Annotated in this window: 20 protein-coding genes and 1 pseudogene; 8 read left to right on the top strand and 13 right to left on the bottom strand. The window is 64.0% G+C overall.

All coding sequences use genetic code 11. From position 1 onward, the window contains the following. Positions 1 to 10 precede the first annotated feature (10 nt). Positions 11 to 1,036 (bottom strand): phosphate ABC transporter substrate-binding protein PstS, encoded by a 1,026-nt coding sequence (gene pstS / locus WS75_RS05605; protein WP_059679529.1) that lies wholly within the window; start codon positions 1,034 to 1,036, stop codon positions 11 to 13. Between the two features lie 51 nt (positions 1,037 to 1,087). Next, positions 1,088 to 1,354, bottom strand: a complete 267-nt coding sequence (locus tag WS75_RS05600; protein WP_059679528.1) for a hypothetical protein — start codon at positions 1,352 to 1,354, stop codon at positions 1,088 to 1,090. Between the two features lie 508 nt (positions 1,355 to 1,862). Here WS75_RS05600 and WS75_RS05595 point away from each other — a divergent pair. Then, a complete protein-coding gene (locus WS75_RS05595) occupies positions 1,863 to 2,177 on the top strand; it encodes a hypothetical protein (protein WP_059679527.1) in 315 nt (104 codons plus the stop codon). Positions 2,178 to 2,489: 312 nt separating this feature from the next. Here the strand turns inward: WS75_RS05595 and WS75_RS05585 are convergent, their stop codons facing one another. The 6 genes from WS75_RS05585 to WS75_RS05560 form a co-directional block, all read right to left on the bottom strand. Beyond that, positions 2,490 to 3,161 (bottom strand): PqiC family protein, encoded by a 672-nt coding sequence (locus WS75_RS05585; RefSeq protein WP_257129327.1) that lies wholly within the window; start codon positions 3,159 to 3,161, stop codon positions 2,490 to 2,492. 26 nt (positions 3,162 to 3,187) lie between these two features. Continuing rightward, on the bottom strand, positions 3,188 to 4,783 hold the full coding sequence (locus tag WS75_RS05580; RefSeq protein WP_059679524.1) for a PqiB family protein: 1,596 nt from the start codon (positions 4,781 to 4,783) through the stop codon (positions 3,188 to 3,190). Positions 4,784 to 4,822: 39 nt separating this feature from the next. Beyond that, a complete protein-coding gene (locus WS75_RS05575) occupies positions 4,823 to 6,157 on the bottom strand; it encodes a paraquat-inducible protein A (protein WP_059679523.1) in 1,335 nt (444 codons plus the stop codon). Between the two features lie 127 nt (positions 6,158 to 6,284). Beyond that, positions 6,285 to 7,751, bottom strand: coding sequence for an efflux transporter outer membrane subunit (locus tag WS75_RS05570; protein WP_059679736.1), 1,467 nt, complete (start codon positions 7,749 to 7,751; stop codon positions 6,285 to 6,287). Then, the gene (locus WS75_RS05565) at positions 7,751 to 10,918 is read right to left on the bottom strand and encodes an efflux RND transporter permease subunit (protein ID WP_059679522.1); all 3,168 of its coding nucleotides are present in this window, start codon (positions 10,916 to 10,918) and stop codon (positions 7,751 to 7,753) included. The genes WS75_RS05570 and WS75_RS05565 overlap by 1 nt, the downstream gene beginning before the upstream one ends. Beyond that, a complete protein-coding gene (locus WS75_RS05560; protein WP_059679521.1) occupies positions 10,915 to 12,081 on the bottom strand; it encodes an efflux RND transporter periplasmic adaptor subunit in 1,167 nt (388 codons plus the stop codon). Before WS75_RS05560 ends, WS75_RS05565 begins: the two co-directional genes overlap by 4 nt. 373 nt (positions 12,082 to 12,454) lie before the next feature. On the opposite strand from WS75_RS05560, the gene WS75_RS05555 reads away from it, so the two are divergent. Beyond that, entirely contained in the window at positions 12,455 to 13,192 is a 738-nt protein-coding gene (locus WS75_RS05555; protein ID WP_059679520.1) for a TetR/AcrR family transcriptional regulator, read from the top strand. 320 nt (positions 13,193 to 13,512) lie between these two features. On the opposite strand, the gene WS75_RS31555 is transcribed toward WS75_RS05555, so the two are convergent. Further along, positions 13,513 to 13,689, bottom strand: coding sequence for a hypothetical protein (locus tag WS75_RS31555; protein WP_156429714.1), 177 nt, complete (start codon positions 13,687 to 13,689; stop codon positions 13,513 to 13,515). A gap of 185 nt (positions 13,690 to 13,874) precedes the next feature. Here WS75_RS31555 and WS75_RS05550 point away from each other — a divergent pair, with 185 nt between their 5' ends. The 3 genes from WS75_RS05550 to WS75_RS05540 all read left to right on the top strand — a co-directional run bounded on the left by WS75_RS05550 (position 13,875) and on the right by WS75_RS05540 (position 15,865). After that, a complete protein-coding gene (locus WS75_RS05550; RefSeq protein WP_059679519.1) occupies positions 13,875 to 14,330 on the top strand; it encodes a hemerythrin domain-containing protein in 456 nt (151 codons plus the stop codon). Between the two features lie 37 nt (positions 14,331 to 14,367). After that, positions 14,368 to 15,492, top strand: coding sequence for a zinc-binding metallopeptidase family protein (locus WS75_RS05545; protein WP_059679518.1), 1,125 nt, complete (start codon positions 14,368 to 14,370; stop codon positions 15,490 to 15,492). Positions 15,493 to 15,643: 151 nt separating this feature from the next. Next, positions 15,644 to 15,865: a hypothetical protein gene (locus WS75_RS05540; RefSeq protein ID WP_059679517.1), complete on the top strand. Its 222-nt coding sequence runs from the start codon at positions 15,644 to 15,646 to the stop codon at positions 15,863 to 15,865. 520 nt (positions 15,866 to 16,385) lie between these two features. Here WS75_RS05540 and WS75_RS05535 read toward each other — a convergent pair. The 3 genes from WS75_RS05535 to WS75_RS05525 are packed head-to-tail and all read right to left on the bottom strand — an operon-like array spanning position 16,386 to position 17,369. After that, entirely contained in the window at positions 16,386 to 16,697 is a 312-nt protein-coding gene (locus WS75_RS05535) for a hypothetical protein (protein ID WP_059679516.1), read from the bottom strand. Continuing rightward, a complete protein-coding gene (locus tag WS75_RS05530) occupies positions 16,697 to 17,068 on the bottom strand; it encodes a hypothetical protein (protein ID WP_059679515.1) in 372 nt (123 codons plus the stop codon). Before WS75_RS05530 ends, WS75_RS05535 begins: the two co-directional genes overlap by 1 nt. Positions 17,069 to 17,120: 52 nt before the next feature. Next, entirely contained in the window at positions 17,121 to 17,369 is a 249-nt protein-coding gene (locus tag WS75_RS05525) for a CsbD family protein (protein WP_059679514.1), read from the bottom strand. Positions 17,370 to 17,600: 231 nt separating this feature from the next. On the opposite strand from WS75_RS05525, the pseudogene WS75_RS31550 reads away from it, so the two are divergent. After that, a pseudogene (locus WS75_RS31550) lies at positions 17,601 to 18,166 on the top strand (transposase); the annotation flags it as partial. 549 nt (positions 18,167 to 18,715) lie between these two features. Then, a complete protein-coding gene (locus WS75_RS05515; RefSeq protein ID WP_059679512.1) occupies positions 18,716 to 19,516 on the top strand; it encodes a metallophosphoesterase in 801 nt (266 codons plus the stop codon). Between the two features lie 295 nt (positions 19,517 to 19,811). Here the strand turns inward: WS75_RS05515 and WS75_RS31545 are convergent, their stop codons facing one another. Further along, entirely contained in the window at positions 19,812 to 20,534 is a 723-nt protein-coding gene (locus WS75_RS31545) for a TetR/AcrR family transcriptional regulator (RefSeq protein ID WP_082729505.1), read from the bottom strand. Positions 20,535 to 20,905: 371 nt separating this feature from the next. Between WS75_RS31545 and WS75_RS05505 the strand changes: the two genes are divergently transcribed. Continuing rightward, positions 20,906 to 21,880: an enoyl-CoA hydratase/isomerase family protein gene (locus WS75_RS05505; RefSeq protein WP_082729504.1), complete on the top strand. Its 975-nt coding sequence runs from the start codon at positions 20,906 to 20,908 to the stop codon at positions 21,878 to 21,880. Positions 21,881 to 21,916 lie beyond the last annotated feature (36 nt).

Raw genomic sequence — 21,916 nt, 5'->3', positions numbered from 1 at the left:
CCCACCGCACTCAATCCGCCAGCGCTTTCCCGGTGGCGTCCTTGATTTTCGCCTTCCATTGCTTGCGGATTTCGGCGACGACCGGATCCGGGAGCGAGATGTAGTCGAGATCCGTGGCGGCCTGGTTGCCATTGCGGAACGCCCAGTCGAAGAACTTCAGCGTTTCCTTGCCCTGTTCCGGCTTGTCCTGCTTCGTGTACAGCAGCACGAACGTCGCGCCGACGACCGGCCATGCTTCCTTGCCCGGCTCGTCCGTCAGGATCTGGTAGAACGACTTCGACCAGTTCGCGCCGGCAGCAGCAGCCTTGAACGTTTCGGTCTTCGGCTCGACCACCGTGCCCGCCGAGTTCTTCAGGGCCGTGTAGGTCATGTTGTTCTTCTTCGCATAGGCCCACTCGACGTAGCCGACCGCTCCCGGCAGACGCTGCACGAAGGCCGCGACGCCGTCGTTGCCTTTGCCGCCCGTGCCCGTCGGCCAGTTGACCGTCGTGCCTTCGCCGATCTTCGACTTCCACTCGCCGTTGACCTTCGACAGGTAGTTCGTCCAGATGAAGCTCGTGCCCGAGCCGTCCGCGCGGCGAACGACCGCGATGTCCGTATCCGGCAGCTTGACCTTCGGGTTCAGCGCGACAATCGCGGGGTCGTTCCACTTCTTGATCTTGCCGAGGTAGATATCGCCGAGCACCGGGCCCGACAGCGTCAGCTCGCCTGACTTCACGCCCGGCACGTTGACGACCGGCACCACGCCGCCAACCACCGTCGGAAACTGGAACAGGCCATCCTTCGCGAGTTCTTCATCCTTCAGTGGCGCGTCCGAACCGGCAAAATCGATCGTTTTCGCGTTGATCTGCTTCAGGCCGCCCGACGAACCGATGCCTTGATAGTTGACTCTGCCGCCGCCTGCCTTCCTGTACGCATCCGCCCATTTCGTGTAAATCGGTGCCGCAAACGTGCTCCCGGCACCGGTGATGTCGGCGGCTTGACCGGCTGTGGCAACAAGAGCGAAGGTGCAGCAAACCAGGATCCGGATGTTCATGTACCACCTCCTGTCTGCGGTCGGCATGCCGGCCCACACGCTGGTTACGATCTAGAAGTCTGATTTGCCGAGCTGGATGTGCCGGCCGTCGCTCGGCAATGCATGTTGACTGACCGCGATCGTGATCCTGTCGCGATTGCTTTCAAAAGCCGTGAGCAACTGCTCCGGTGTCGCCGTGTTTGCGCCGAGCTTTTCTCGAATGATGTCGGCCGGGAGCTTGACCGCAACGTACCCCCAACCAGTGCCATAGGCAGAGAACGACAGGCTCCGATCGTCGCAGACGATTGGGTATGTCAGACGAGTGGTGTGGTCCGTCATGGCACGCGGTGAGTGGTCTCGCATTGGAGGGTGATAGGAGTATTGCATCTGGAGGTGAAAACTCAAGGAGCGAGCAACTGCCGGAAACGCCTAGTTCCCGCCAGTTGCCACTATGGAGGCCAGCGCGCGATCGCCGTCGCGTTGCGCAGTGTCTTCAGCGGAAAAGCTGTGCTCGCTGAATGCGATCAGTTTGAAACCGCTTCCCGTGCGGCGAGGAATCGTGATGCCCCAATGCCAGCCCCCATCTTGTTCGAACACATGGAGGACCGGGGGCGACTGACTCGGTGAGGGTGAAGAAGTCGTCATGGCGTGCTCTCCCGTCATGGGGCGACTGCTGGGGAACGACATCGAAGACGCGAACCCAGTCTACGGCCATTCTTGTTGCGCTGCAATATTCGGTTTGCTGTGAAAATTCCGATACGCCAAGCGTCACAATTTTGAAATACCCATGTGCGCAGTGAGCGCTTCTGTCATATTGATGTGACGATTGTGAATCTTCGGAGGCTTTATGGAGAGCGGTTCGCTTGTATGGGCAGGGGTGCCGCACAACAGCGATGGTGTGGTCTTTCAGATTCGAGTAGGGCGCGGACTTCAACGTTTTCATGTCGCACGCACGGTTCTTGAAAAAGCGCTTGATCTTGAGCGGTTGGCGTCCGATGCGCGCCAACTTGAATGCTTTTATGAGCAACTGGGCTCGATCCTGAGCGTCGCTCGGAAGGCGCGCTCGAAGGCCAAGGCGGATACTGTTTCGCTGAACATTGCCGATTTCTTGCGAACGAGCCATGCGCGCGCCGGGCAGGATTCTGCGGCGGCGACGCGCTGAGCGCCATAGAGAGGTTGATGGCGTCAAGCCTTGGAGTTCCTCTCGTCGGACACTATCCGATGACTGCGTTCACTCGGAATTTGCGAAGGTGCTGCGTTCCAACGGCGGATTCCCGGACGCACTGTGCGACGGCACGGGTCGTTCGGCCCGATCCGTCGACGCCGACGTCGACCAACGCGCCAGCAACGCCGTCTTCAACCAATGCGGCGCCAGTTTCGCGGCCCCTGAGTTCCGTCTCGAAGAAGATCTTGCTGAAGCCGATGATCGGAACCGTGTCGACGATCCGGTCTGTCGCGTCGTCACGGCGCCGATTCAATCGTCGAGCGCGTCTGGCGCGCCGCGACTGACATCAGAGAGCGCGTTCGGGCGCTTGAATGCGCCCGCACGGCAATCGGCCGGCGGCGCGGCGTGCGTGGCCGCCGTGCGAATGCCCGCAGCGACCCCGAGCGCGAGCGCATCAAGCGCGCGGCGATACGCATCGACGAGTGCATCGTAGCCCGCCGCCGTATCGGCCCGAACGATGCTGCGGCACGTCAGTGCCGGCTGTCCGGCCGCGGAACTCACGCTCCACGTCGCGTCGAGCAGCACGTGCGACGCCGGCCACGACTCGACACGCTGCATGTCCACCGCGACCCGGTAGACGGGCGTGCCGTCCGGGTGGGCGACGCGGTGAACATCGATCGTGCCGAGCATCGAGGCGACACGTGTCGACAGTCCGTCGCGCATTTCGTCGCCGAGCGGCGCGGCCCAGCGCTCCTGCTCCAGGATGTCGGCCCGCTGGGGGCTGCGCTGCACGACGAGCCGGTTGCCGTCCGCCGGCGCCGCGACGTGCACGGCCTGAATGTCGATCAGCCATGCGGGATGCGCGGCGGTGGCCTCGACACGCGCATCGTCTGCCACCGCGAGGGTATGGAAATGCACCGGCGGCGAACCGCACGCGCTCAGCACCGCGAGTGCGACGCACGTCGCGATGCGCGCCGACATGCGAAGCCGACCAAACGAACGCGCTTTCATTGGTGGTCCCCCTTGTTACCGAACAGCAGCGACTCCGGATGACGTTCGAGATAGTCCGCGAGCGCGTTCAACGACTGCAGCGTATGCGTGAGCGATTGCATCGCCTCATGCACGTCCGACTGCATCGGCGAATCCTGCCGCAACGTCGACTCCGCCGCGTTGAATGTGCGTTGCGCGGCGGCCAGCGTGTCACGCGCCTGCGGCACGACCTGCTCGTCGAGGTGGCCGAACAACTGGTTCGCATGCGCCAGCGCGCCGTTCAGATTGTTGCCGATCCGGTCGAACGGAACCTGATCGAGCTTGCGCGCGATGTCGGCGATCTGCACCTGCAGTTCGTCGAGCGTATTGGGCACGGTCGGCAGCTCGACCGGCGTATGGCGCACGTCCACGCTCGCGCGCGGCGCCTTCGGGAACATGTCGAGCGCGACATAGAGCTGACCGGTCAGCAGGCTGCCGGTGCGCAACTGTCCGCGAAGCCCCTGGACCACCAGGTGCTCGAGCAGTTCGTGGCCGCCGGCCGTATCGGGCGCGGGAAGCGCCGTATCGCTGTGCCGGCTCAGTCGCGACGGATACAGCGCCATCGTGACCTTCATGCTGAAGTTGCGCGAGTGTTCGTTGTACTCGATGCCGATGTTCGTGACCTGACCGAGCGCGATGCCCCGCAGATCGACCGGCGCGCCGACCGACAGCCCGCGCAGCGACTGGTCGAAGCGCATGACGACCATCAGCGGCGTGCCGTCGGGGTCGCGCATTGCGTCGGCTTCGTCGGGGGCGAGCCGGAACGGCGCATTGTCGGCTGCCTGCGGCGCGTCCGGTTGTCCGGGTGGCGACTGAAACGCGAGACCGCCGACGATCACGGTAGCCAGCGACTGCGTGTTGAGTTTCAGGCCGCTCGAATCGAGCCGCAGATCCACGCCGCTTGCGTGCCACCAGCGCGCATTGACGCTGACGTATTTGTCGTAGGGCGCCTTCACGAACGCCTGCACATCGACGCCGGTACCGTCCTTGTCGAGCGAGAAGCCGAGCACCTGACCGACCTGCAGATGCCGATAGAACACCGGTGAGCCGATGTCGATCGAGCCCAGCGAGTCGCCGTGCAGCAGGAAGCGTCGACCCTGCTGGTCTGCGGTGACGGCAGGCGGCGTCTCGAGGCCGGTGAAATCCGTCTGTTTCTCCGGTGAGCGGCCGAGATCCGCGCCGATGAATGCGCCGGAGAGCAGCGTGCCGAGACCGGAAATGCCGGTGGCGCCCACGCGCGGCCGGACGACCCAGAAGCGCGTGTCGCGGTTCGCGAAGCGCGCGGCGTCGCGCGTCAGTTGAATGCCGACGATCACGCGCTTGAAGTCGGGCGTGAGCGTAATGGTCTGGACGGAACCGATATCGACGTCCTTGTAGCGGACCTTGGTCTTGCCGGCTTCGAGGCCTTCGGCGTTGGCGAACGTGACCGTGATCGTCGGGCCGGTCGCGGCAACGGTCCGGATCACGAGCGACAGCCCGATCAGCGCGCACAGGAGCGGCACGATCCAGACGAGAGACGGAATCCAGCGGCTGCGCGGCCGGATCTCGGGTGGAGGAAAATCGAACGGAGACATCGTTTTGGAATTCGCGAGAAAGCGGGCGCTTGAGCCGGCTCAGGGTTGGTGATGGGCGGCGGCCGTGCGTGGCGCACCGTCCCAGATAAGCCGCGGATCGAACTGCATCGACGCGCACATCGTCAGCACGACCACGGCGCCGAACGCGAGCGCACCGGGCCCGGGTGTGATGTCGGCGAACGAGCCGAAATGCACGAGCGCGATCGTGAGCGCGACGACGAATACGTCGAGCATCGACCAGCGGCCCACGCGCTCGACCAGCCGATGCAGCCGGGCTCGTTCGAGCGGCCGCCATTGCACGCCGCGATGGGCAGCAATCGCCTGAAAGGCGAGGATCGCGAGCTTGAGCATCGGCACGAGCACACTCGCGACGAACACGATGGCGGCTAGCGCCCAGTCGCCGGATGCCCAGAAGTACGCGACGCCGCCGAGAATCGTGTCGTCCTCGGCTCGGCCGAGCGACGTCGCGTGCATGACGGGTAACAGGTTCGCCGGGATATAGAGCAACGCAGCGGCAGCGACGAGCGCGCCCGTGCGCGCGACGCTGTGCGGGCGGCGTGCGTGCAGCGACGATCCGCAGCGTGGGCAGTGCGGGCCGCATGTGTGCGCGAGCTGCACGTGAGAGCAGAGGTGACAGGCGATCCAGCCCGCGGTGAGGGCCGTCATGCCCGCCGATCCGCTGCTTTCGGTTGTCCGGGGCGACGCATGTCGCGTCATGCCGGGGCGGGGCGGTTTCGTATGGCCGGCGTCGCACGGCTGCAGCGCGGCGAGTTCGTCGTGTGCTTCCCACAGTCGCGCCGGTTCGATCGTCGACAGCATGCAGAGCATCACGGTAAGCCCGGCGAACGCGAATAGCGCAGGGCCGGCGAGCACGTGAGCGAGGCTCGTCAGTTTGACGATCGTGATGAGCACGCCGAGCATCAGCACCTCGACCATGCTCCACGGTCGCAAGCGGTGAATGCCGCGCAGCACCGGCGCGAAGCGGCGTGGCATGCGGCCCGCGCGCAACGGCACGAGTAGATACAGCCACGCGGCCAGTTCCAGCAGCGGAAACAACATCGTCGTGCAGAACACGAGCGCCGCCACAACCGGCTGACCGTTCGACCATAGCGCGCGCACCGCGTCGCCGATCGTCGCGTGCGACGCGATGCCGGCTGCATCGAGCGCGACGATCGGAAAGGCCAGCGCGACGCAATACGTCACGAGCGCGGCGACCGTCAACGCGCACAGCCGGTCGAGGGAGCGGCGGCCGTGCGCCGCACCGCTCACGCGCGCGCGGCATCTCGGGCAGTGTGCCGTCAGTGCGCGCAGGCGAGGCGGACGCTGAATCAGCAGGTCGCATTCGTGGCAGGCGACCAGGTTGTCGGATTTCATCGGGAATCAATCATGCGGGTAACGAAGGCCGGCATCGCGCGATGCACGGGTACGCCGGGCATCGGGCTTCGAGATGGCGGACCGGTGCGGCTGAAGGCGCCGGCCGGTCCGTCGACGCAAGCAGCGGCTACTGCCGGGCCGCGACCGTCGTGCCGGTGTCGGGTGGCAGTTCGCCCATTGCCTGAAGCAGCGCGGCCGTATCGGTCATCCGGCGGCTCGCGGCACGCACCGCATCGAGCTCCGCGTTCAGATAGACCTGCTCGCTCGACCGTTGCGCGGACATCGGAACGGCACCCAACATGCGGCGTTGCGCCGTTTCGTGGAACGCCTCGCCTGCCGCGCGCGCCGCGAGTTCGCTCGCGGCCTGCGCCTGCGCGTCGTTGTCCAGCGCGGCGAGCGAATCTGCGACGTCACCGAATGCGGACAACACCGCCGCCTTGTACTGCAGCACCGCGGCGTCGTACGCATCGCGCGACGCCCGCCGGTGCGCAAGCAATGCGCCGCCGTGGAAGATCGGCTGCGACAGCCCGGCGCCGACGGCCCACAGCCCGCCCGCGCCCGACAACAGCGCCGGCCAGCTGAAGCCGCCGCGCCCCATCGTCGCGGTGAGCGACAGGCTGGGGAACAACTGCGCGGTCGCCTCGCCGACGTCCGCTGATGCCGCCTTCACGGCTGCCGCGGCCGCGCGAATGTCCGGGCGAGCTTTCAGCAGGTCGGACGGCACGACCACGGGGACGTGTTCCGGCAGCGACAGGCCCGTGAATGACGGGACCGGCGGCGGCGCGTCGGGCGTGCGGCCCAGCAGGATCGCCAGCGCGTGAACTGCGCTCGCGCGTTGCTGGCGCAGCAGCGGCAGCGTCGCGGCAAGCGACGCCGCGCCCTGCGTCGACGCCAGCGCTTGAACATGGGATACCGCACCGAGCGCGTAACGCTGCTGGTCCTCGGCTGCGGACGCCCCGGCGACGGCGATCAGGCGCTCCGTCAGCATGATCTGGCGGTCGAGCGTCGCGGCGCGGATGGCGGTGCCGACGATGTTGGCCGCCAGCGCACGCCTTGCCGCTTCGAACTCGCAACCGCGCACGTCGACGCGCGCGGCGCTTGCCTCGTTCGCGTATCGCGTGGCGCCGAACAGGTCGAAGGTGTAATGCGCCTGCAGTTGTCCGACAAACACGTTGTAGCGCAGGCTTTGCGCGCCTGCGCCGGAGATGTCCGGCGTGCGCGTGCGGGCGACCTGCGCATTCGCGTCGATCGACGGCAGCGTCGACGCGCCGATCTGCGCACGCAGTTCCTCCTGCGCGGCGGCGAGCGTCTTTTCGGTCGCGGCCAGCGTCGGATTCGCGCGCAGGCCTTCATCGACCAGCGCGTCGAGCACGCTGGAGCGATACAGGCGCCACCATTGAGGGACAGGCGCGGCGCCGACGTCGAATTGCTGCGCGACGCCCGCCGCCTCGGCGGTGCGCGGCGCCTGGGGCGTCTCGCCGTAGTGCGCCGGCGACGGCATCGCGGGCGGCGCACTGCTCGGGGCCATCGCACAGCCGCCCAGGCCAAGCGCCGCGCTGGCGGCCAGCACAGAAGTGATATGAGAGAGTTTCATCAGCATGTCTCCGAGGACGCGACGTCCATTGCGCGCGACTCGCGTTCGTCGGCGCGCACCTTGAAGCAGGTCGCGTAGAGCGCCGGCAGGAAGAAGATGGTCAACACCGTCGCGATCGTGATGCCGCCCATCAGCGCGGTGGCCATCGGGCCGAAAAAGCCGGAACGCAACAGCGGAATCAGCGCCAGCACGGCGGCGGCGGCGGTCAGCATGATCGGCCGGAAGCGGCGCACGGTTGCGCCTACGATTGCGGTGAAGCGGGGCTGCCCGGCCGCGATGTCCTGGTCGATCTGATCGACCAGGATCACGGAATTGCGCATGATGATCCCGAACATTGCGATCACGCCGAGCAGCGCGACGAAGCCGAACGGCTTGCCGAACAGCAGCAGCGCGGCGACGACGCCGATCAGGCCGAGCGGTGCCGTCAGCACGACGATGAAGGTGCGCGAGAAGCGCTTGAGCTGGATCATCAGCAGCGTCAGCACCGCGATGATCATGAGGGGCATCTCCGCGTTGATCGACGTCTGGCCCTTCATGCTTTCCTCGGCCGCGCCGCCGATATCGATCCGGTAACCGGCCGGCAAAGTGGCGCGTAGCGTCGACAAGGCGGCATCGAGGTCGCGCGTCACGCCGATGCTCGGCGCTTCGCCGCGCACGTCAGCTTGCACGGTGACCGTCGGCTGGCGGTCGCGTTCCCAGATCACGCCATATTCGAGCGTGTCGCGCACATGGCCGATCGAGCCGAGCGGCACCGGACCGTGCGGCGTCGGGATCGCCAGGCCGGCGAGCCTGGACGGATCGACGCGTTCGCTCTTGGGCGCGCGCAGATCGACGTCGATCAGCTTGTCGCGCTCGCGATACTGCGTGACGGTATAGCCAGACAGCGTCATCGCAAGGAAACTCGACACGTCTTCCGATGTCACGCCAAGCTGACGTGCCTTCAGTTGATCGATCTCGAACGACACCGATCGCTCGGCCGGCTCGTCCCAGTCGAATTGCACGTTGCGCGTGCGGGCGTCGGCGCGCACCTTGTCCGCGACCTTTTCCGCGATGCCGCGGACGGTCGCGATGTCGTCGCCGCTGACGCGGAACTTGATCGGAAAGCCGACGGGCGGGCCGTTTTCGAGGCGGGCGACGCGCGTGCGCACGGTCGGGAAGCCGTTTGCCAGCGTCGACTCGAGCCAATGCGACAAGCGGTCGCGCGATTCGATGTCCTTGGCCGTGATCACGAATTGCGCGAAGTTCGGCTGCTGAAGCTGTTGATCGAGCGGCAGATAGAAGCGCGGCGCACCGGTGCCGACGAAGTCCACGACGTGATCGATTTCAGGCCGACCGTTCAGCGCCTTCTCGAGCCGCTTCGCCTCGCGCAGTGTCGCGTCGAACGACGCGCCTTCCGGCAAGCGCATGTCGACCAACAGTTCGGGCCGCTCCGAATTCGGGAAAAACTGCTGCGGAACGCGCGTGAAGGCGACCATCGCGATCGCGAACAGCACGGCCGTCACGCCGAGCACGACCCAGCGGCGGTCGATGCAAGCGGAGATCCAGCCGGACAGCCGGCGGTAGAACCCCGTGTCGTACACCTCGTCGCCATGCGTGTGACCGTCGCGATGCGCGTGCTCCGGCAGCATGTGATAGCCGAGCAGCGGCACCAGCACGACGGCCGCGAACCACGACACAATCAGCGAGATCGCCGATACCTCGAAGATCGAGCGCGTGTATTCGCCGGTGCTCGATTTCGCGAGCGCGATCGGCAGGAAGCCCGACACGGTGACGAGCGTGCCCGTCAGCATCGGGAACGCCGTGCTCGTGTACGCGAATGCGGCGGCGCGCGCCCGGCTCCATCCCTGCTCGAGCTTCACCGCCATCATCTCGACGGCGATGATCGCATCGTCCACCAGCAGCCCGAGCGCGAGCACCAGCGTGCCGAGCGACACCTTGTCGAGGCCGATGCCGAACGCGTGCATGCACAGTGCCGTCACGGCGAGCACGATCGGAATCGTGATGACGACGACCATCCCGGTGCGCAGGCCGAGCGACACGAGGCTGACGACGAGCACGATCGCGACGGCTTCGCCGACCGCTTCGACGAAGTCGTCCACCGAGTGCTTCACGGCATGCGGCATGCTGGACACCGCGGCCAGCTTCAGCTCGGCCGGCAAACCGCGCTGCAGCTCGGCTGCCTTCGCGTCGAGCGCCTTGCCGAGATCGATCACGTCACCGCCTTTTTGCATCGTGACGCCGATGCCGAGCACGGCGTGACCGTTCGTACGCATCTGCGTGACCGGCGGATCGTCGTAGCCGCGCGTGACCTTCGCGACGTCGCCGAGCGGGAACGTCCGGCCGTTCACCTCGATCAGCATGTCGGCGAGCGCCTGCGTGTCCTTGAACGCGCCGCTCGGGCGCACGAACACGCGATCGTCCGCCGTCGTGATCGTGCCGACCGGCGCGACCGCGTTTTGCGCATCGATCGCCTGCGCGAGCTGCTGCGGCGTGATCGCGAGCCGCGTCAGCTGCGCGTTCGAGATCTCGACGAACACATGCTGGGCCGGGTCGCCGAAGTAGTCGACCTTCGCGACACCCGGCACACGCAACAGCACGGTGCGCAGCTTGTCCGCGTAATCGTGCAGTTGCGCGGGCGAGTAGCCGTCGCCTTCGAGTGCATAGATATTGGTATAGACGTCACCGAATTCGTCGTTGAAGAACGGGCCGACGACGCCCTTGGGCAGCGTCGCACGGATGTCGCCGACCTTCTTGCGAACCTGGTACCAGGTTTCCGGCACCTGATCGACCGGCGCCGAATCCTTCATCGCGAAGAAGATCATCGACTCGCCGGGCCGCGAATAGCTCTTGATGTTGTCGACGTACGGCGCGGCCTGGAGCTGGCGGCCGATCCGGTCGGTGACTTGTTCCTGCACCTCGCGCGCCGTGGCGCCCGGCCAGTAGGTCTGGATCACCATGGTGCGGAACGTGAACGGCGGATCCTCCGATTGAGCGAGTCGTGTATAGCCGATCACGCCGAAGATCGTCGCGAGGCCGATCAGGAAGATCACCAGTTGCTGATGCTTCAGCGCCCATGCGGAGAGGTTGAAACGGCCGCCGTCGTGCGATGCCGCGCCGGTTCGAGCGAGCGTGCCGTCGGTCGACGGCTGGTGTTCCGGAGCATTCATGATGCGAAGTCCTCCGCATGCAGCGGCGGCACGACGCGCACGTGCTGGCCGGCGCTGACCGTGTGAACGCCTTGCATCACGACACGTTCTTCGTCCGCGAGACCCGACGTGACGGTGATCGTGCGTTCGTCGTAGCGTCCGACCGACACCGGGCGCAGCTCCAGCGTGTCGCTGCCCTTGCGGACGATCCATACGGCCGGCGCGTCGCCGCGATGAAAGAGCGCGGTGGCCGGGAGGGTGACCGCGTGGTCCGCGGTGGTGTCGGCGGCGCCGTCGAACGTGACGCTGGCGGTCATCCCGGAGCGCACGTCCGGCCCCGGTGCGAGCAGCGTCAGCTTCACGCGCCAGGTGCGGCTCTGCGGATCGGCGGCCGCCGCGACTTCGCGCACGCGAGCGTCGAGCACCTTGCCCGGCAGGGCCGTCAGGCTGACGTGTGCGGTGCGGCCGACCGCGAGATCGCGCAGGTCGCGCTCCGCGACGTCACAGACGATGTCGAGGTCGCCGCTCCAGTCCAGATGAAACACCGCCTGGCCGGGCTGCACGTTCTGCCCGGTATCGGCATCCTCCGACGTGATGACGCCGTCGTGATCCGCGACCAGCGTCGCGTAGCGCAGCTGATCGCTCGCGAGCGCCATTTGCGCGAGCGAGGAATCGCGTTGCGCGACCGCCGATGCATACGCGTCCTGCGTCGTCTCGAGCTGCGCGGGTGCGATCAGGTTGGCCTGAGCCTGGGCGCGGTCGCGATCCAGCTGCTGCTTCGCATAGGCAACGCGATGCTCGGCGGCATCGAGCTGGGCGCGCGCGTTCAGCAGCGTGTTGTGCAGATCCGTCGGATCGAGCATCGCGAGGGTCTGGCCGGCCTTGACGGTGTCGCCGATCCGCACGCGGCGCTCGACGATCTTGCCGCCGACCCGAAACGACAGCGGCGTCGAATAGCGCGCCTGAACCTGCGCGGGCAGCACGCGCTGCACCGCGCCGTTGTCCGCATGAACGGGCAGCGCGACCACCGACTGCAGTTCGGGCGCGGGGGCTTCGTGCGAGTGGCACGCCGTGAGGAGAATCGCACAGCAGGCGAACGCAATCGGGGCTCGCCGAAGCGGCGGCGCGATGCGTGTCAGAAACGGGCGCGTTGAAGTCGGCGCGTCAAGACCGGGTGATTTCACGATGTTTCCAAGACAAGTGAGGGCCAACTGAAAAGAGGTCGGCGACCACGGCGGGTCGCCCTGGTTTATGCAGGCGCACGTGAGCGTTTCCGCGGCGGTACGTCTGACGATCAATCAGTACTCCAATGTTCCGGGCGCAGACCATTCCATTTGCCGACATGGCGCGGCTCCCGCTAGGCGATAGCCGCGCATGTGCCGACGCGGCCGTCCGCACGTCGCTGACGCTCGCTAGCGTGGGGTGGACGGTGTCTGGACAGGGACCGGCTCTGCGATTTCCGAGATTAAACTCATAACTGATAATATTGTCAAGTATGAGAGAAAAATCTAAAATTGCCCCATGCAGAAAATTCTTTCGAAAAAGGGAGGCGCGCTCATGGGCGACGCACCGGTCCGGCCCCGCCGGTCGAACGCATCATCGGGCGAAGCGGAACAGCGTCAGCCGCGTGGCGCCCGGCGCAAGCAGGCGACGCGTATGCGCTTGCTGCAGGCGGCATTCAGCCTGATGGCGGAAAAGGGCAGGGACAACGTGGCGATCAGCGAGATCACCGAGGCGGCGGATGTGGGGTTCGGCTCGTTTTACTACCACTTCGAATCGAAGGACAGCATCTTCGCCGCGCTGACGGAGTGGGTGTTCGACGATTTCGCGGACGGGCTCGAGCGTCTGGTGAGCGGATTGTCGGATCCGGCGGAGGTCGTTTCCGTCTGCGTGCGCCACACGCTGATGCGGGCGCGCCGCGAGCGGCTCTGGGCGCAGTTCCTGATGCGGGAGGGACTTTCCGTGCGCGCGCTCGGTCACGGGCTGGGGCAACGTTTGCGGCGGGACAGCGAGCGAGGAATCTCGGCGCGCCGCTTTGTCGTCGGCGATCCGTTCATGAGCGTGCTCGCGACGACGGGGACGATCCTGGCGGTGATCGCGGCGGAGTCCTACGCGGCGGCGGGCGCGGCGCGAAAGCCGATGGGGGGCGAGGGCAAGTTCCCCGAGCGAGCCGCGGCGATGGTATTGCAGATGCTCGGCCTGACGTGCGCCGAGGCACTTGAAGTGGCGAACCGACCGTTGCCGCCCGGCGACTTCGCTCGTCAGGTAAGAGAATCCCGCAGTGCGCTCACGTAATTTGTGTCGAAAAGCTCGAATTTGCGAGCGTTATTGGGGGACAGTTCTTGCTGCTGGTGATTCATGACCCGAGTGCTGGCGCTAGAACAGATTCATCGCGGTAAGGGGCCGGGGCTTCAGGCACGGAAGCCCCGCTAGAAATGTTCAACCCACGTAATCCGTGCTGGAAATGGTGGCGCTAGTGCGACGTGCCGTTCGCCCGCGTGAGCAGCGGTGATTACGTGGGTTTGCCCAATTTATGTTGTGTGGCGTCAGGCGACAAGTTTGGTCGTATGCAAGCAGTTTGGAGCGACACACGAGGAGGGATCGGCATGAGGCATTCAGCGCAAAAGTGCACAGGGGTCAATTTGGGGTAGATCGCGTTCGTCGGCCTCAAGTTCTTCGAGCCGCGACTCGAGCTGCGCAATCTGGCGGTCGAGCTTCGCGCAGCTCCAGCCGATCTGCGTCCGGCGCAGTTTCGCGATCAGCAGCTTAGGATGCTCGATCTCGCGACGCAATTCGAGCGTAAGGTTGTACTCGGAGATGCACGGTTCCTTGTCGTTAATTGCGCGTCGAGTGTCGAAGGTCGTCGGTCGCGTAGATATGCACTAGTGCATTTGCAACTGTCGCGAGGCACCAAGGTTTGTGACCATGTCGACTCCACGGCGCAATGCGCCATATGCCGACTACCCGGGAGCCCCGCATGTCCGAAACGATCTTCGATGCACTGCGCGAAAGTCACGAGATCCAGCGCGCATTGATGCGCCGGTTATTGCGGTCAACGCCCGGCCCGGATCGGGGCGCCCTGTTCGAAGAGCTGCGCATCGAGCTTGGCGCGCACGAGGCCGCCGAGGAGCGCTTTCTGTACGCTCCGATGCTGATGGACGATCGCGGGCTTCATCCGTCACGCGATGCGCTTGCCGATCATCACCGGATGGACGAGATCGTCGACGACCTGCGCGGCCGCGACTCCGGCTCGCGAGGCTGGCTGGCGACTGCCAGGAAATTGTCAGGAGAACTGCACGATCATCTGAAAGAAGAGGAAAAGATCTTCTTTCAGATATCCGGAAAGATCCTGCGCGATACGGACAAGTCGACGCTCGCGAAGCGATACCGGAACGACTATCGGCGCATGCACGCGCGGCTGGCGGACGAATAGCGGCCGACGACGTCATCCCCTGCCCGGACGGCACATCATGAAAACCTTCCACTGCGGCCAATGTTCGCAACTGGTGTTCTTCGAGAACGTGAAGTGCGAGCGCTGCGATGCATTGCTCGGTTATCTGCCGGACGTTGGCGAAGTCGGCGCGTTCGAGCCCGCGGGCGATGGAACATGGCGCAGCCTGCACGCGGCCGCGCCCGGGAAACGCTATCGGCAATGCGCGAACTACGCGATGGAGCGCGTTTGCAACTGGATGATTCCGGCGGAAAGCGATGAAGCGCTGTGCCGCGCATGCGTGCTTACCGAGACGATCCCAAACCTGTCGTCCCCCGACAACCGGCTGCTGTGGTTCCGGCTCGAGGCTGCGAAGCGACGGATGCTATATACGCTCCTCGTGCTGGGCTTGCCAGTGGAATCGCGCGCGCAGCAACCGGCACGCGGGATGAGCTTCGCTTTCAAGGCGTCGACGGACGCCGAACCTGTCATGACCGGCCATGCGAACGGCCTCATCACGGTGAACCTCGACGAAGCAGACGACGCGAAGCGGGAGCGGATCCGCGCGGACATGCGCGAGCCCTATCGCACCTTGCTCGGCCACTTCCGGCACGAAATCGGCCACTACTACTTCGACCGCCTCGTGAGCGGCAGCCGCTGGATCGAATCGTTTCGCACCTGTTTCGGCGACGAGCGCGCCGATTACCAGGCGGCGCTCGACGCACACTATGCAAACGGGGAACCCGCAGGCTGGGAGAAGGCATACGTCAGCGAGTACGCGACGATGCACCCGTGGGAAGATTGGGCCGAGACGTGGGCGCACTACCTGCATATCGTCGATACGCTCGATACCGCGACCGCGTGCGGGCTCGTGCTTGCCCCCGACGACGCGAGCCTGCCGACGCTGGCCGACCACACGTCCGTCGACGAAGCGAGCTTCAGCAGCCTGATGCGGCGCTGGTTCCCGTTGACCTACGCGCTGAACAGCCTGAACCGCAGCATGGGGACGCCGGACGCCTATCCGTTCGTGCTGGCGCCTGCCGTCGTCGCGAAACTGCGCTTCGTGCACGATGTCGTGGCCGCCTCAGGCGACGCGACGGCGGTCCAGCCGTCGCTCGTCGCGTATGCGGCGGGGAGCGGGGCGGAGCCGGACAGCGTGCGGTAGACGTCCGGGCCTGGTGAGTACCGACACAGTTCGGATACAGACACGCGGCATGCGCCTCACGCATGTCGAAAACGTTTCGTGCAGACGGCGAGTGCGCTTTCACGCAGGATGGGCCTGCGCGGGCGCCCCGCCTTTTCAAGGAGAATTCTCCATGAAGTTCCTTTCGATCGCAGTGGTGTGCGTCGCGTTGTCGGCCGCTTCCATGTCGGCTCAGGCGGCTGGATGCCTGAAAGGCGCGGCGGTGGGCGGGGTGGCTGGACACGTCGCCGGCCATCACGGTGTGGTCGGTGCGGCAGCGGGATGTGCGATCGGCCATCACCATGCGGCGAAGAAGGCGAAAGAGGCGAGCGCGGCGGTCGCCGCGTCGCAGTGACGTGACGGGACGACCGGCCGCGACCTGCTGCCGCTCGTCCGTTCCCACCGGGTGGCCATAGTGGCAATCCGGATGGCGCGCCGCGGCCACTTCGTCGAACAGCGCAAGATCGGCGCCGAATATGCGGCGTCAGATGCCCGCGATCGCTGGCGCGTCTCGGCGGCGTTATCGGAAAAACGACCACAACATCGCGGTTGCGTCCGGTCCTTCCGCCGCATGAAACGGCACGCGAGCGTCTCCGCCGCTCCACGCGTGACCTAGCATGCGGACAATGCAGACACGCACGGTGCAACTGCCGCTGCACCGATGGTCGATGACCAGCCGGTCGCCTCATTGTCCGACGGTCCGCGCAATACAGGACAAAACGCGGAACGGAATCACTTGATTCTGCGCTACCCGGCGAGGCCGTTCGGCACGCTTGAAATAGTCTGTAGAAATCGGACCGGTCATTCGACCAGGCCTCCGATGGAAGCGGCCGCTCCGGCACTCGCCTGGACGCTTCGCCCGGGTGTGCGCTGGTCTACTTCTGCATGATCTCCCGCGTCATTTGCCCGATCAAAGCGACCAGCCCCGTGCGAACGGCCGTCGTTACGAGCCGCCGCGGCCCCAGGATCACGAAACCGGCCAGCGCCACCGCGACGGCGGCGCCGGTCGACCCGCCGAGGGTCGGCAGCCTCATCACCGGATATTCCGCGATGTCGCCGGAACGTGCCCGCCGGGTCATTTCGACGACTTGGTTAGACGCGGATAATTCCGCCCGAGTCGCCGCCATGCGGGCCAGCAGAACACGCCGCATCGATTCCGGCGAATCGTCGGGGATTCGTCTTTTCATCACAGGCTCTCTTTGACGGTCTGGATGTCGCGCCGCAATTCCTCGGTCAGGACGGAAAACGTGCCACGCTCGTCACGCATGCGCACCGCCAAGAAGGAACCGACGGACACGCACACCCAGAACCCGGCGACGACCCATGACGTCTCGATCAGGTACGGCGTTCGCGCTGCACTGACGATCGCCGCCACGCACACGAAAGCCAGCCCGAACGTTACGCTCAGGCCGAGCAATGCATACAGCATCAGATCGCGCAAGAAGTACTTCCTGGCGAGATCGAATTCGATCGCCGCGAGACCCGCGTAATCGGTCAGGCGCGCGACCGAGAATTGCGCGACATCCTGCCATTTCCTGATTCTTGAAAGCAAAACCATGACATGCTCCGAGGATGACTTCAACGCATGCCGTCGGGCTCGCGACAGCCGATCAGCGCTTCGACCACATTGCGCCGATGATGAAACTCACCGCCGCGACGGTCGCCAGCGCCGCAATGGGATTGCTTGCGGCAACGTCGCGCACCTGCTCGAGCGCCTCGCCATAGGATTGCTGAACTGCGCCGGCCACCTGACGCGCTTTTCCCTCGAAGTGCATGTCGGCACTGCCCGTGGCGTCGCCCACCGCTTCCTGCGCCTTGCCCGCCAGCTTCTGCACGGTGCCTTCCGTCTTTTCGAACATGATCGACCTCGTCGTTCAATTTGGTTGCCAAACCATTGGGACAACGATGGAACACATCCGTGAAGCCATTCGATATCCCGGCACTCAGTGTAGAGAGGCTGCGGCACGCGCGTCATGTTCAAATGCACTGCGAAGGGTAGTGCATTTGAGCTGATCCGCTTCAGGAATCCTGGACCGATCAGCGAGTGAGCTCTGCGGCAAACTTCACCCTGAACCAAGAGGTGATTTGTCATGAAACGGCAACGCTGTTCGATCGAACAGATCGTGGCGGTGCTGAAGCAAGCCGAGCTGGGCATGCCGGTGGCCGACGTGATCCGGCAGGTCGGTATTTCGGAACAGACGTTCTATCGGTGGAAGAAGCAATGGGCCGGCATGCAGTCGGATCAGGTACGCGAACTCAGGCAGCTGCAGGAAGAGAACGCGCGGCTGAAGAAGCTGGTCGCCTAACTGAGCCTGGACGCGGCGATCCTACAGGACGTGGCATCAAAAACGTGGCCCGGCCCGCGCTGAGGAGAGACGTGGTGGATTACGTAGTGAGCCACTCCGGATTGACGACGAGGCGGGCCTGTCGGCTCGTGAAGCAACCACGCAGCGTTCAGTACTACAAAAGCGTCAAGGATTCGCGTCCGGAACTGCGCTCACGTATGCGCGAGATCGCCTATACGCGTGTGCGTTACGGGTATCGCCGTATCCGTGTACTGCTGCGCCGGGAAGGCTGGCAGTTGGGCCGGAACCAGGCGTACCGGTTGTATTGCGAAGAGCAGTTGCAGCTGCGCTCGAAGTTGCCGAAGCGACGAAATCAAGGCTCAAGGTCCACGTGACTGCGACCATTCCAGTTCATCTGCACCGGCGGTCATGCTGACCAAGTCAAAACCGTCAACCACCTAAGTCAAGCCGAAATTCCGAGTCGTCCGCTTTGATCGACACGCGAAGTGCCTCTAAACGGTGAACTCTGCGTTTGGAGCGGAATTGCGTGGAATATCAGACACAAATTACGTGAGCGCACTGAGGCTTAGCCGTTCTTCGGCCACGACAAGAGGGCGGGAACGTTTACAAATTTGCGCAAAGAGACGGCGATCGTCTGGTTGCAGAATTTTGTAATTCCCTGACAACCGCAATTCAAGGCTCTCTGCCCTGGTAGTTACAAAATTATGCACACAAATTTTGCAGAATTTTGTGCGTTTATCAGACGATTGCGCAATTTTGTAAATCCTCCCACCGAACTGACCAGCGCTGGTCTACTCTTAAGCTCAAGCGCCTGATCGGCACAGGAGGCTCTCATGGAGAGCGCCGTAGCTGTTGGCCGCACGGCGGACAAGCAAACGGATGGATTGCAGTGAGTGGTAATGAAAAAGCCTTATCGCGCCGTCAAGCGGTACTTGCTCAACGTCGAGGGCCGCGACTTCGTTGTCGGCGACGTACATGGCTGCTTTTCTCTACTACAGGAACAACTCGCTCCCGTTGCGTACGACCCTCGTTGCGATCGTCTGTTTAGCGTTGGCGACTTGGTTGACCGTGGTCCGGAATCTGCGTATGTGCTCGATATTGTTCGCCGATACAGAATCAAGGCGATCCGCGGCAATCACGAAGACATGATCTTACGATGGTACGGCGGCTATACGTCTAGCGATCAATTGCTCGCCAACGGGGGCGAGTGGTTCATCGCGATGGACGATGGGAGTGGTAGAGCGCGGAAATTGGCAAGTTTTATGGCTTCGTTGCCGTACGCCATCGAAATAGAAACACGCAACGGACTTGTCGGGCTACTGCACGCGGATGCGCCTCACGAGGATTGGCCCAAATTGGCTGAGATGCTCGAGAACGAGGCGCCGGATGGCATGACCCGCCGGAAGGCGTTATGGCAACGTACACGCTGGCTCAAGCATAGGGAGCGCGATGCTGGCGAGCTCTCCTCACTCCGCGCATTGTTTGATTCATCAGTGGCGGCCGGAACGCCGTTAGCGTTCGATCCTCGCAGAATCATTCATGGCGTGGGGGCTGTGGTTGTCGGCCATACTCCTGTTCAAAGGCCAACGGTACGCGGCAACGTGGTCAATATTGACACGGGTGCCGTTTACGGCGGAGCACTGACAATACTTGATCTCAACGACATGTGGGGCCTACTTTCGAGCGTCGAGGCGGCTTAAACGCCAGAGCCAAACCGCCTCAAACGGGCGTTGAACGGCGGAGTAGCGGCAATTGGGTCATATGCTGGGCTGAGCATGGGGCGGACCACCGACGAGCTGCCTGCCGGTGGTTCATGTCATAGCAACAGCAACGCGTAGATATGATGCTCATCAGCTATCAGTTCCGCACCTGAACATGGATCAACCGGTGCGGCCGTCTCAGAACTTCGGGCAGCCTGCCGACGCTCCCGCTCGGGGGCAAGGCTCCATGCCATGGGGGCGAACGAGCAATCCGGCCCCGGGGTGCATGGTCATGTCAGGTCGCTCTTCGCTTACGTGACTGCGGCGCGGTCGATTCGACTTCCTGCGTGCTCGCCCGCAGACCAAGGACGCGGCTCGTGGCGGCCTTGACGCTTGCGTGCGTCGCGCCGAGGCCGACGACCAGGTTGTTGCACATTGGTACTAGGATCTCCGAAGGCGGATCCACCACGTCGGCAAAGTGACCCGCTAGCTCGAGCGTGACGAATCCATGCACCGCGCCCCAAAGTTGCAGGCCAATGTGAACAGGATCGGTTTGTCGCACGCACCCGGTTTCCACCAGACGAGCGCATGTATCAACTAGAAGGGCAAATGCCGCCTTGAAAGCTGGCGAATGTACGCTCGGGACCGCACTCGCGCCAACCCGGGCCGGACCATATCTGCTGTGGATTGAGAGGCCGAACATTAGGTCGTACAAATGCGCGTTGCGTCGTGCGGCATCCCGATGTGCCAGCGCCATCGCGCACAGATCGGCCAACGGATCGTCAGTTTTTGGAACCTGTTCGAACGCGGCGGCCAGCCTTCGAAGCCCCTCGTCGGCAACGGCACGAAGCAATTCCGGAACACCTCCAAAGTAGTTGTAAACGCCGATCGTTGACAGGCCTGCTTCGGTCGCTACCGAGCGCGCCTTGACTTCGGAGGGGCCGTTCGTCGCAAGCAAACGAATCGTCGCTTCGATGAGACGGGTGCGGACATCAGGGTTTGACCTATCAGTGGACATATTGCGGCTTCCAAATAACGAAGTTATTCTACCAAATAACGAAGTTATGTGTGTGATGGCTTCGAGTGGGAAAATGGTTGCATAGACATCATGCCCGTCACGCTGTCATCGATGACCGACAAAGCAGTATTGACTTGTTATCAAGCAGTGCTGATTGATAGAGAAGAGCGCATGAGCCTGACGTGTCGACGCTTTCGCTTCGCGCAGCCAAGGCGAAGCTGAAGGCGGTCATTGCCTGCCACGTAGAACCAGCGCCGAATGCTTGCAGCGGCGCAAATTTCGGCCATCGAATCGAAGTCGACTCGAGAGGCGTGTGCCGTGATCGACCCACGAAGAGCGTATCGGCTCTTCAAGTTTCAGAGGATTCAGAGATGAAAATGACACCTGCGATGCCCGGGCGCCTCGATGTCGAGGCTCGCGGCGCCGTATTGATTGTGCGGCTGGACGGCGGTCCACTGGGGCTGATGGGACTGAACATGGCCAACGCGCTCGCCGCGCTGGTGGACCAGGTGGAATCTGACGATTCCATCAAGGCAATCGTCCTGACAGGAACGCATCCCGGGCGATTCATCGGACACGCGGACGTTCGCTGGTTGCAAGAGGGTGGCAAGAGCATACCGGAAGTCGGGCTGGGTCTTGCCTCCGCGATCGCGCGTGCCTCCGCCGCAGTTCGACGCGTGCGTCCGCTGGCGGCTGTCGCTTCCGTCACGCCGATGGAGGGCGGGATGCAATTGGATGCATTGCACGACACGTTCCTAAGGATGAACCGGTGCGGGATCATCTTCGTGGCCGCGCTCAACGGGTCGGCGCTCGGCCTAGGCAGCGAGCTTGCGCAGGCGTGCGACGTCCGCTTGATGGCGGATGGCGATTTCTTCATCGGGCAACCGGAAATACTCCTCGGCATCAATCCCGGTGGTGGTGGCACGCAACGCCTGACTCGACTGGTGGGCGCCCATCGCGCCCTAATGATGATGCTGGAGGGACGCCCGGTGCAGCCGAGAAAGGCGCTCGAAATCGGCCTCGTCGACGAAGTGGTACCGCCCGACGAACTGCTTGAGCGGGCCGTCGAACTTGCGCGATATATGAGTTCCCGCCCGCGTGACGCAATCGCAGCGATCAAACGTGCAGTGTACCTCGGCGGCTCCATGCCGCTTGAGGAAGGCCTGCATGTCGAGCGCACGGAATTCATTTCGATCTCGCCGACCGAGACCGCTCAATCCCTGATGGTCGAATACCTTGAACGTACCGCTCGTGACGGGGATCTGCCGTTGTACGACCCGGCCGTCTACAAGGAGGCGCTCGAGAGCGGCCGTTTCCCTTTGCACAGCAATGGTTCAGAAAAATGAGCACCCTTTCAATCCCACATACACCTCACAGGTTCA

The sequence above is a fragment of the Burkholderia sp. FL-7-2-10-S1-D7 genome, from assembly GCF_001524185.1.
Taxonomy (GTDB): Bacteria; Pseudomonadota; Gammaproteobacteria; order Burkholderiales; family Burkholderiaceae; genus Burkholderia; species Burkholderia diffusa.
Note: the sequence above shows the minus strand (reverse complement) of the source record. Positions and strands in the feature narration are given on the sequence as shown.

Excerpts from the sequence above, each read along its gene's own strand:
- pstS (WP_059679529.1), bottom strand. The coding sequence starts at position 1,036 with ATGAACATCCGGATCCTGGTTTGCTGCACCTTCGCTCTTGTTGCCACA.
- WS75_RS05600 (WP_059679528.1), bottom strand. The coding sequence starts at position 1,354 with ATGACGGACCACACCACTCGTCTGACATACCCAATCGTCTGCGACGAT.
- WS75_RS05595 (WP_059679527.1), top strand. The coding sequence starts at position 1,863 with ATGGAGAGCGGTTCGCTTGTATGGGCAGGGGTGCCGCACAACAGCGAT.
- WS75_RS05585 (WP_257129327.1), bottom strand. The coding sequence starts at position 3,161 with ATGTCGGCGCGCATCGCGACGTGCGTCGCACTCGCGGTGCTGAGCGCG.
- WS75_RS05580 (WP_059679524.1), bottom strand. The coding sequence starts at position 4,783 with ATGTCTCCGTTCGATTTTCCTCCACCCGAGATCCGGCCGCGCAGCCGC.
- WS75_RS05575 (WP_059679523.1), bottom strand. The coding sequence starts at position 6,157 with ATGAAATCCGACAACCTGGTCGCCTGCCACGAATGCGACCTGCTGATT.
- WS75_RS05570 (WP_059679736.1), bottom strand. The coding sequence starts at position 7,751 with ATGAAACTCTCTCATATCACTTCTGTGCTGGCCGCCAGCGCGGCGCTT.
- WS75_RS05565 (WP_059679522.1), bottom strand. The coding sequence starts at position 10,918 with ATGAATGCTCCGGAACACCAGCCGTCGACCGACGGCACGCTCGCTCGA.
- WS75_RS05555 (WP_059679520.1), top strand. The coding sequence starts at position 12,455 with ATGGGCGACGCACCGGTCCGGCCCCGCCGGTCGAACGCATCATCGGGC.
- WS75_RS05550 (WP_059679519.1), top strand. The coding sequence starts at position 13,875 with ATGTCCGAAACGATCTTCGATGCACTGCGCGAAAGTCACGAGATCCAG.
- WS75_RS05545 (WP_059679518.1), top strand. The coding sequence starts at position 14,368 with ATGAAAACCTTCCACTGCGGCCAATGTTCGCAACTGGTGTTCTTCGAG.
- WS75_RS05540 (WP_059679517.1), top strand. The coding sequence starts at position 15,644 with ATGAAGTTCCTTTCGATCGCAGTGGTGTGCGTCGCGTTGTCGGCCGCT.
- WS75_RS05535 (WP_059679516.1), bottom strand. The coding sequence starts at position 16,697 with ATGAAAAGACGAATCCCCGACGATTCGCCGGAATCGATGCGGCGTGTT.
- WS75_RS05530 (WP_059679515.1), bottom strand. The coding sequence starts at position 17,068 with ATGGTTTTGCTTTCAAGAATCAGGAAATGGCAGGATGTCGCGCAATTC.
- WS75_RS05525 (WP_059679514.1), bottom strand. The coding sequence starts at position 17,369 with ATGTTCGAAAAGACGGAAGGCACCGTGCAGAAGCTGGCGGGCAAGGCG.
- WS75_RS05515 (WP_059679512.1), top strand. The coding sequence starts at position 18,716 with ATGAAAAAGCCTTATCGCGCCGTCAAGCGGTACTTGCTCAACGTCGAG.
- WS75_RS31545 (WP_082729505.1), bottom strand. The coding sequence starts at position 20,534 with ATGTCCACTGATAGGTCAAACCCTGATGTCCGCACCCGTCTCATCGAA.
- WS75_RS05505 (WP_082729504.1), top strand. The coding sequence starts at position 20,906 with ATGAAAATGACACCTGCGATGCCCGGGCGCCTCGATGTCGAGGCTCGC.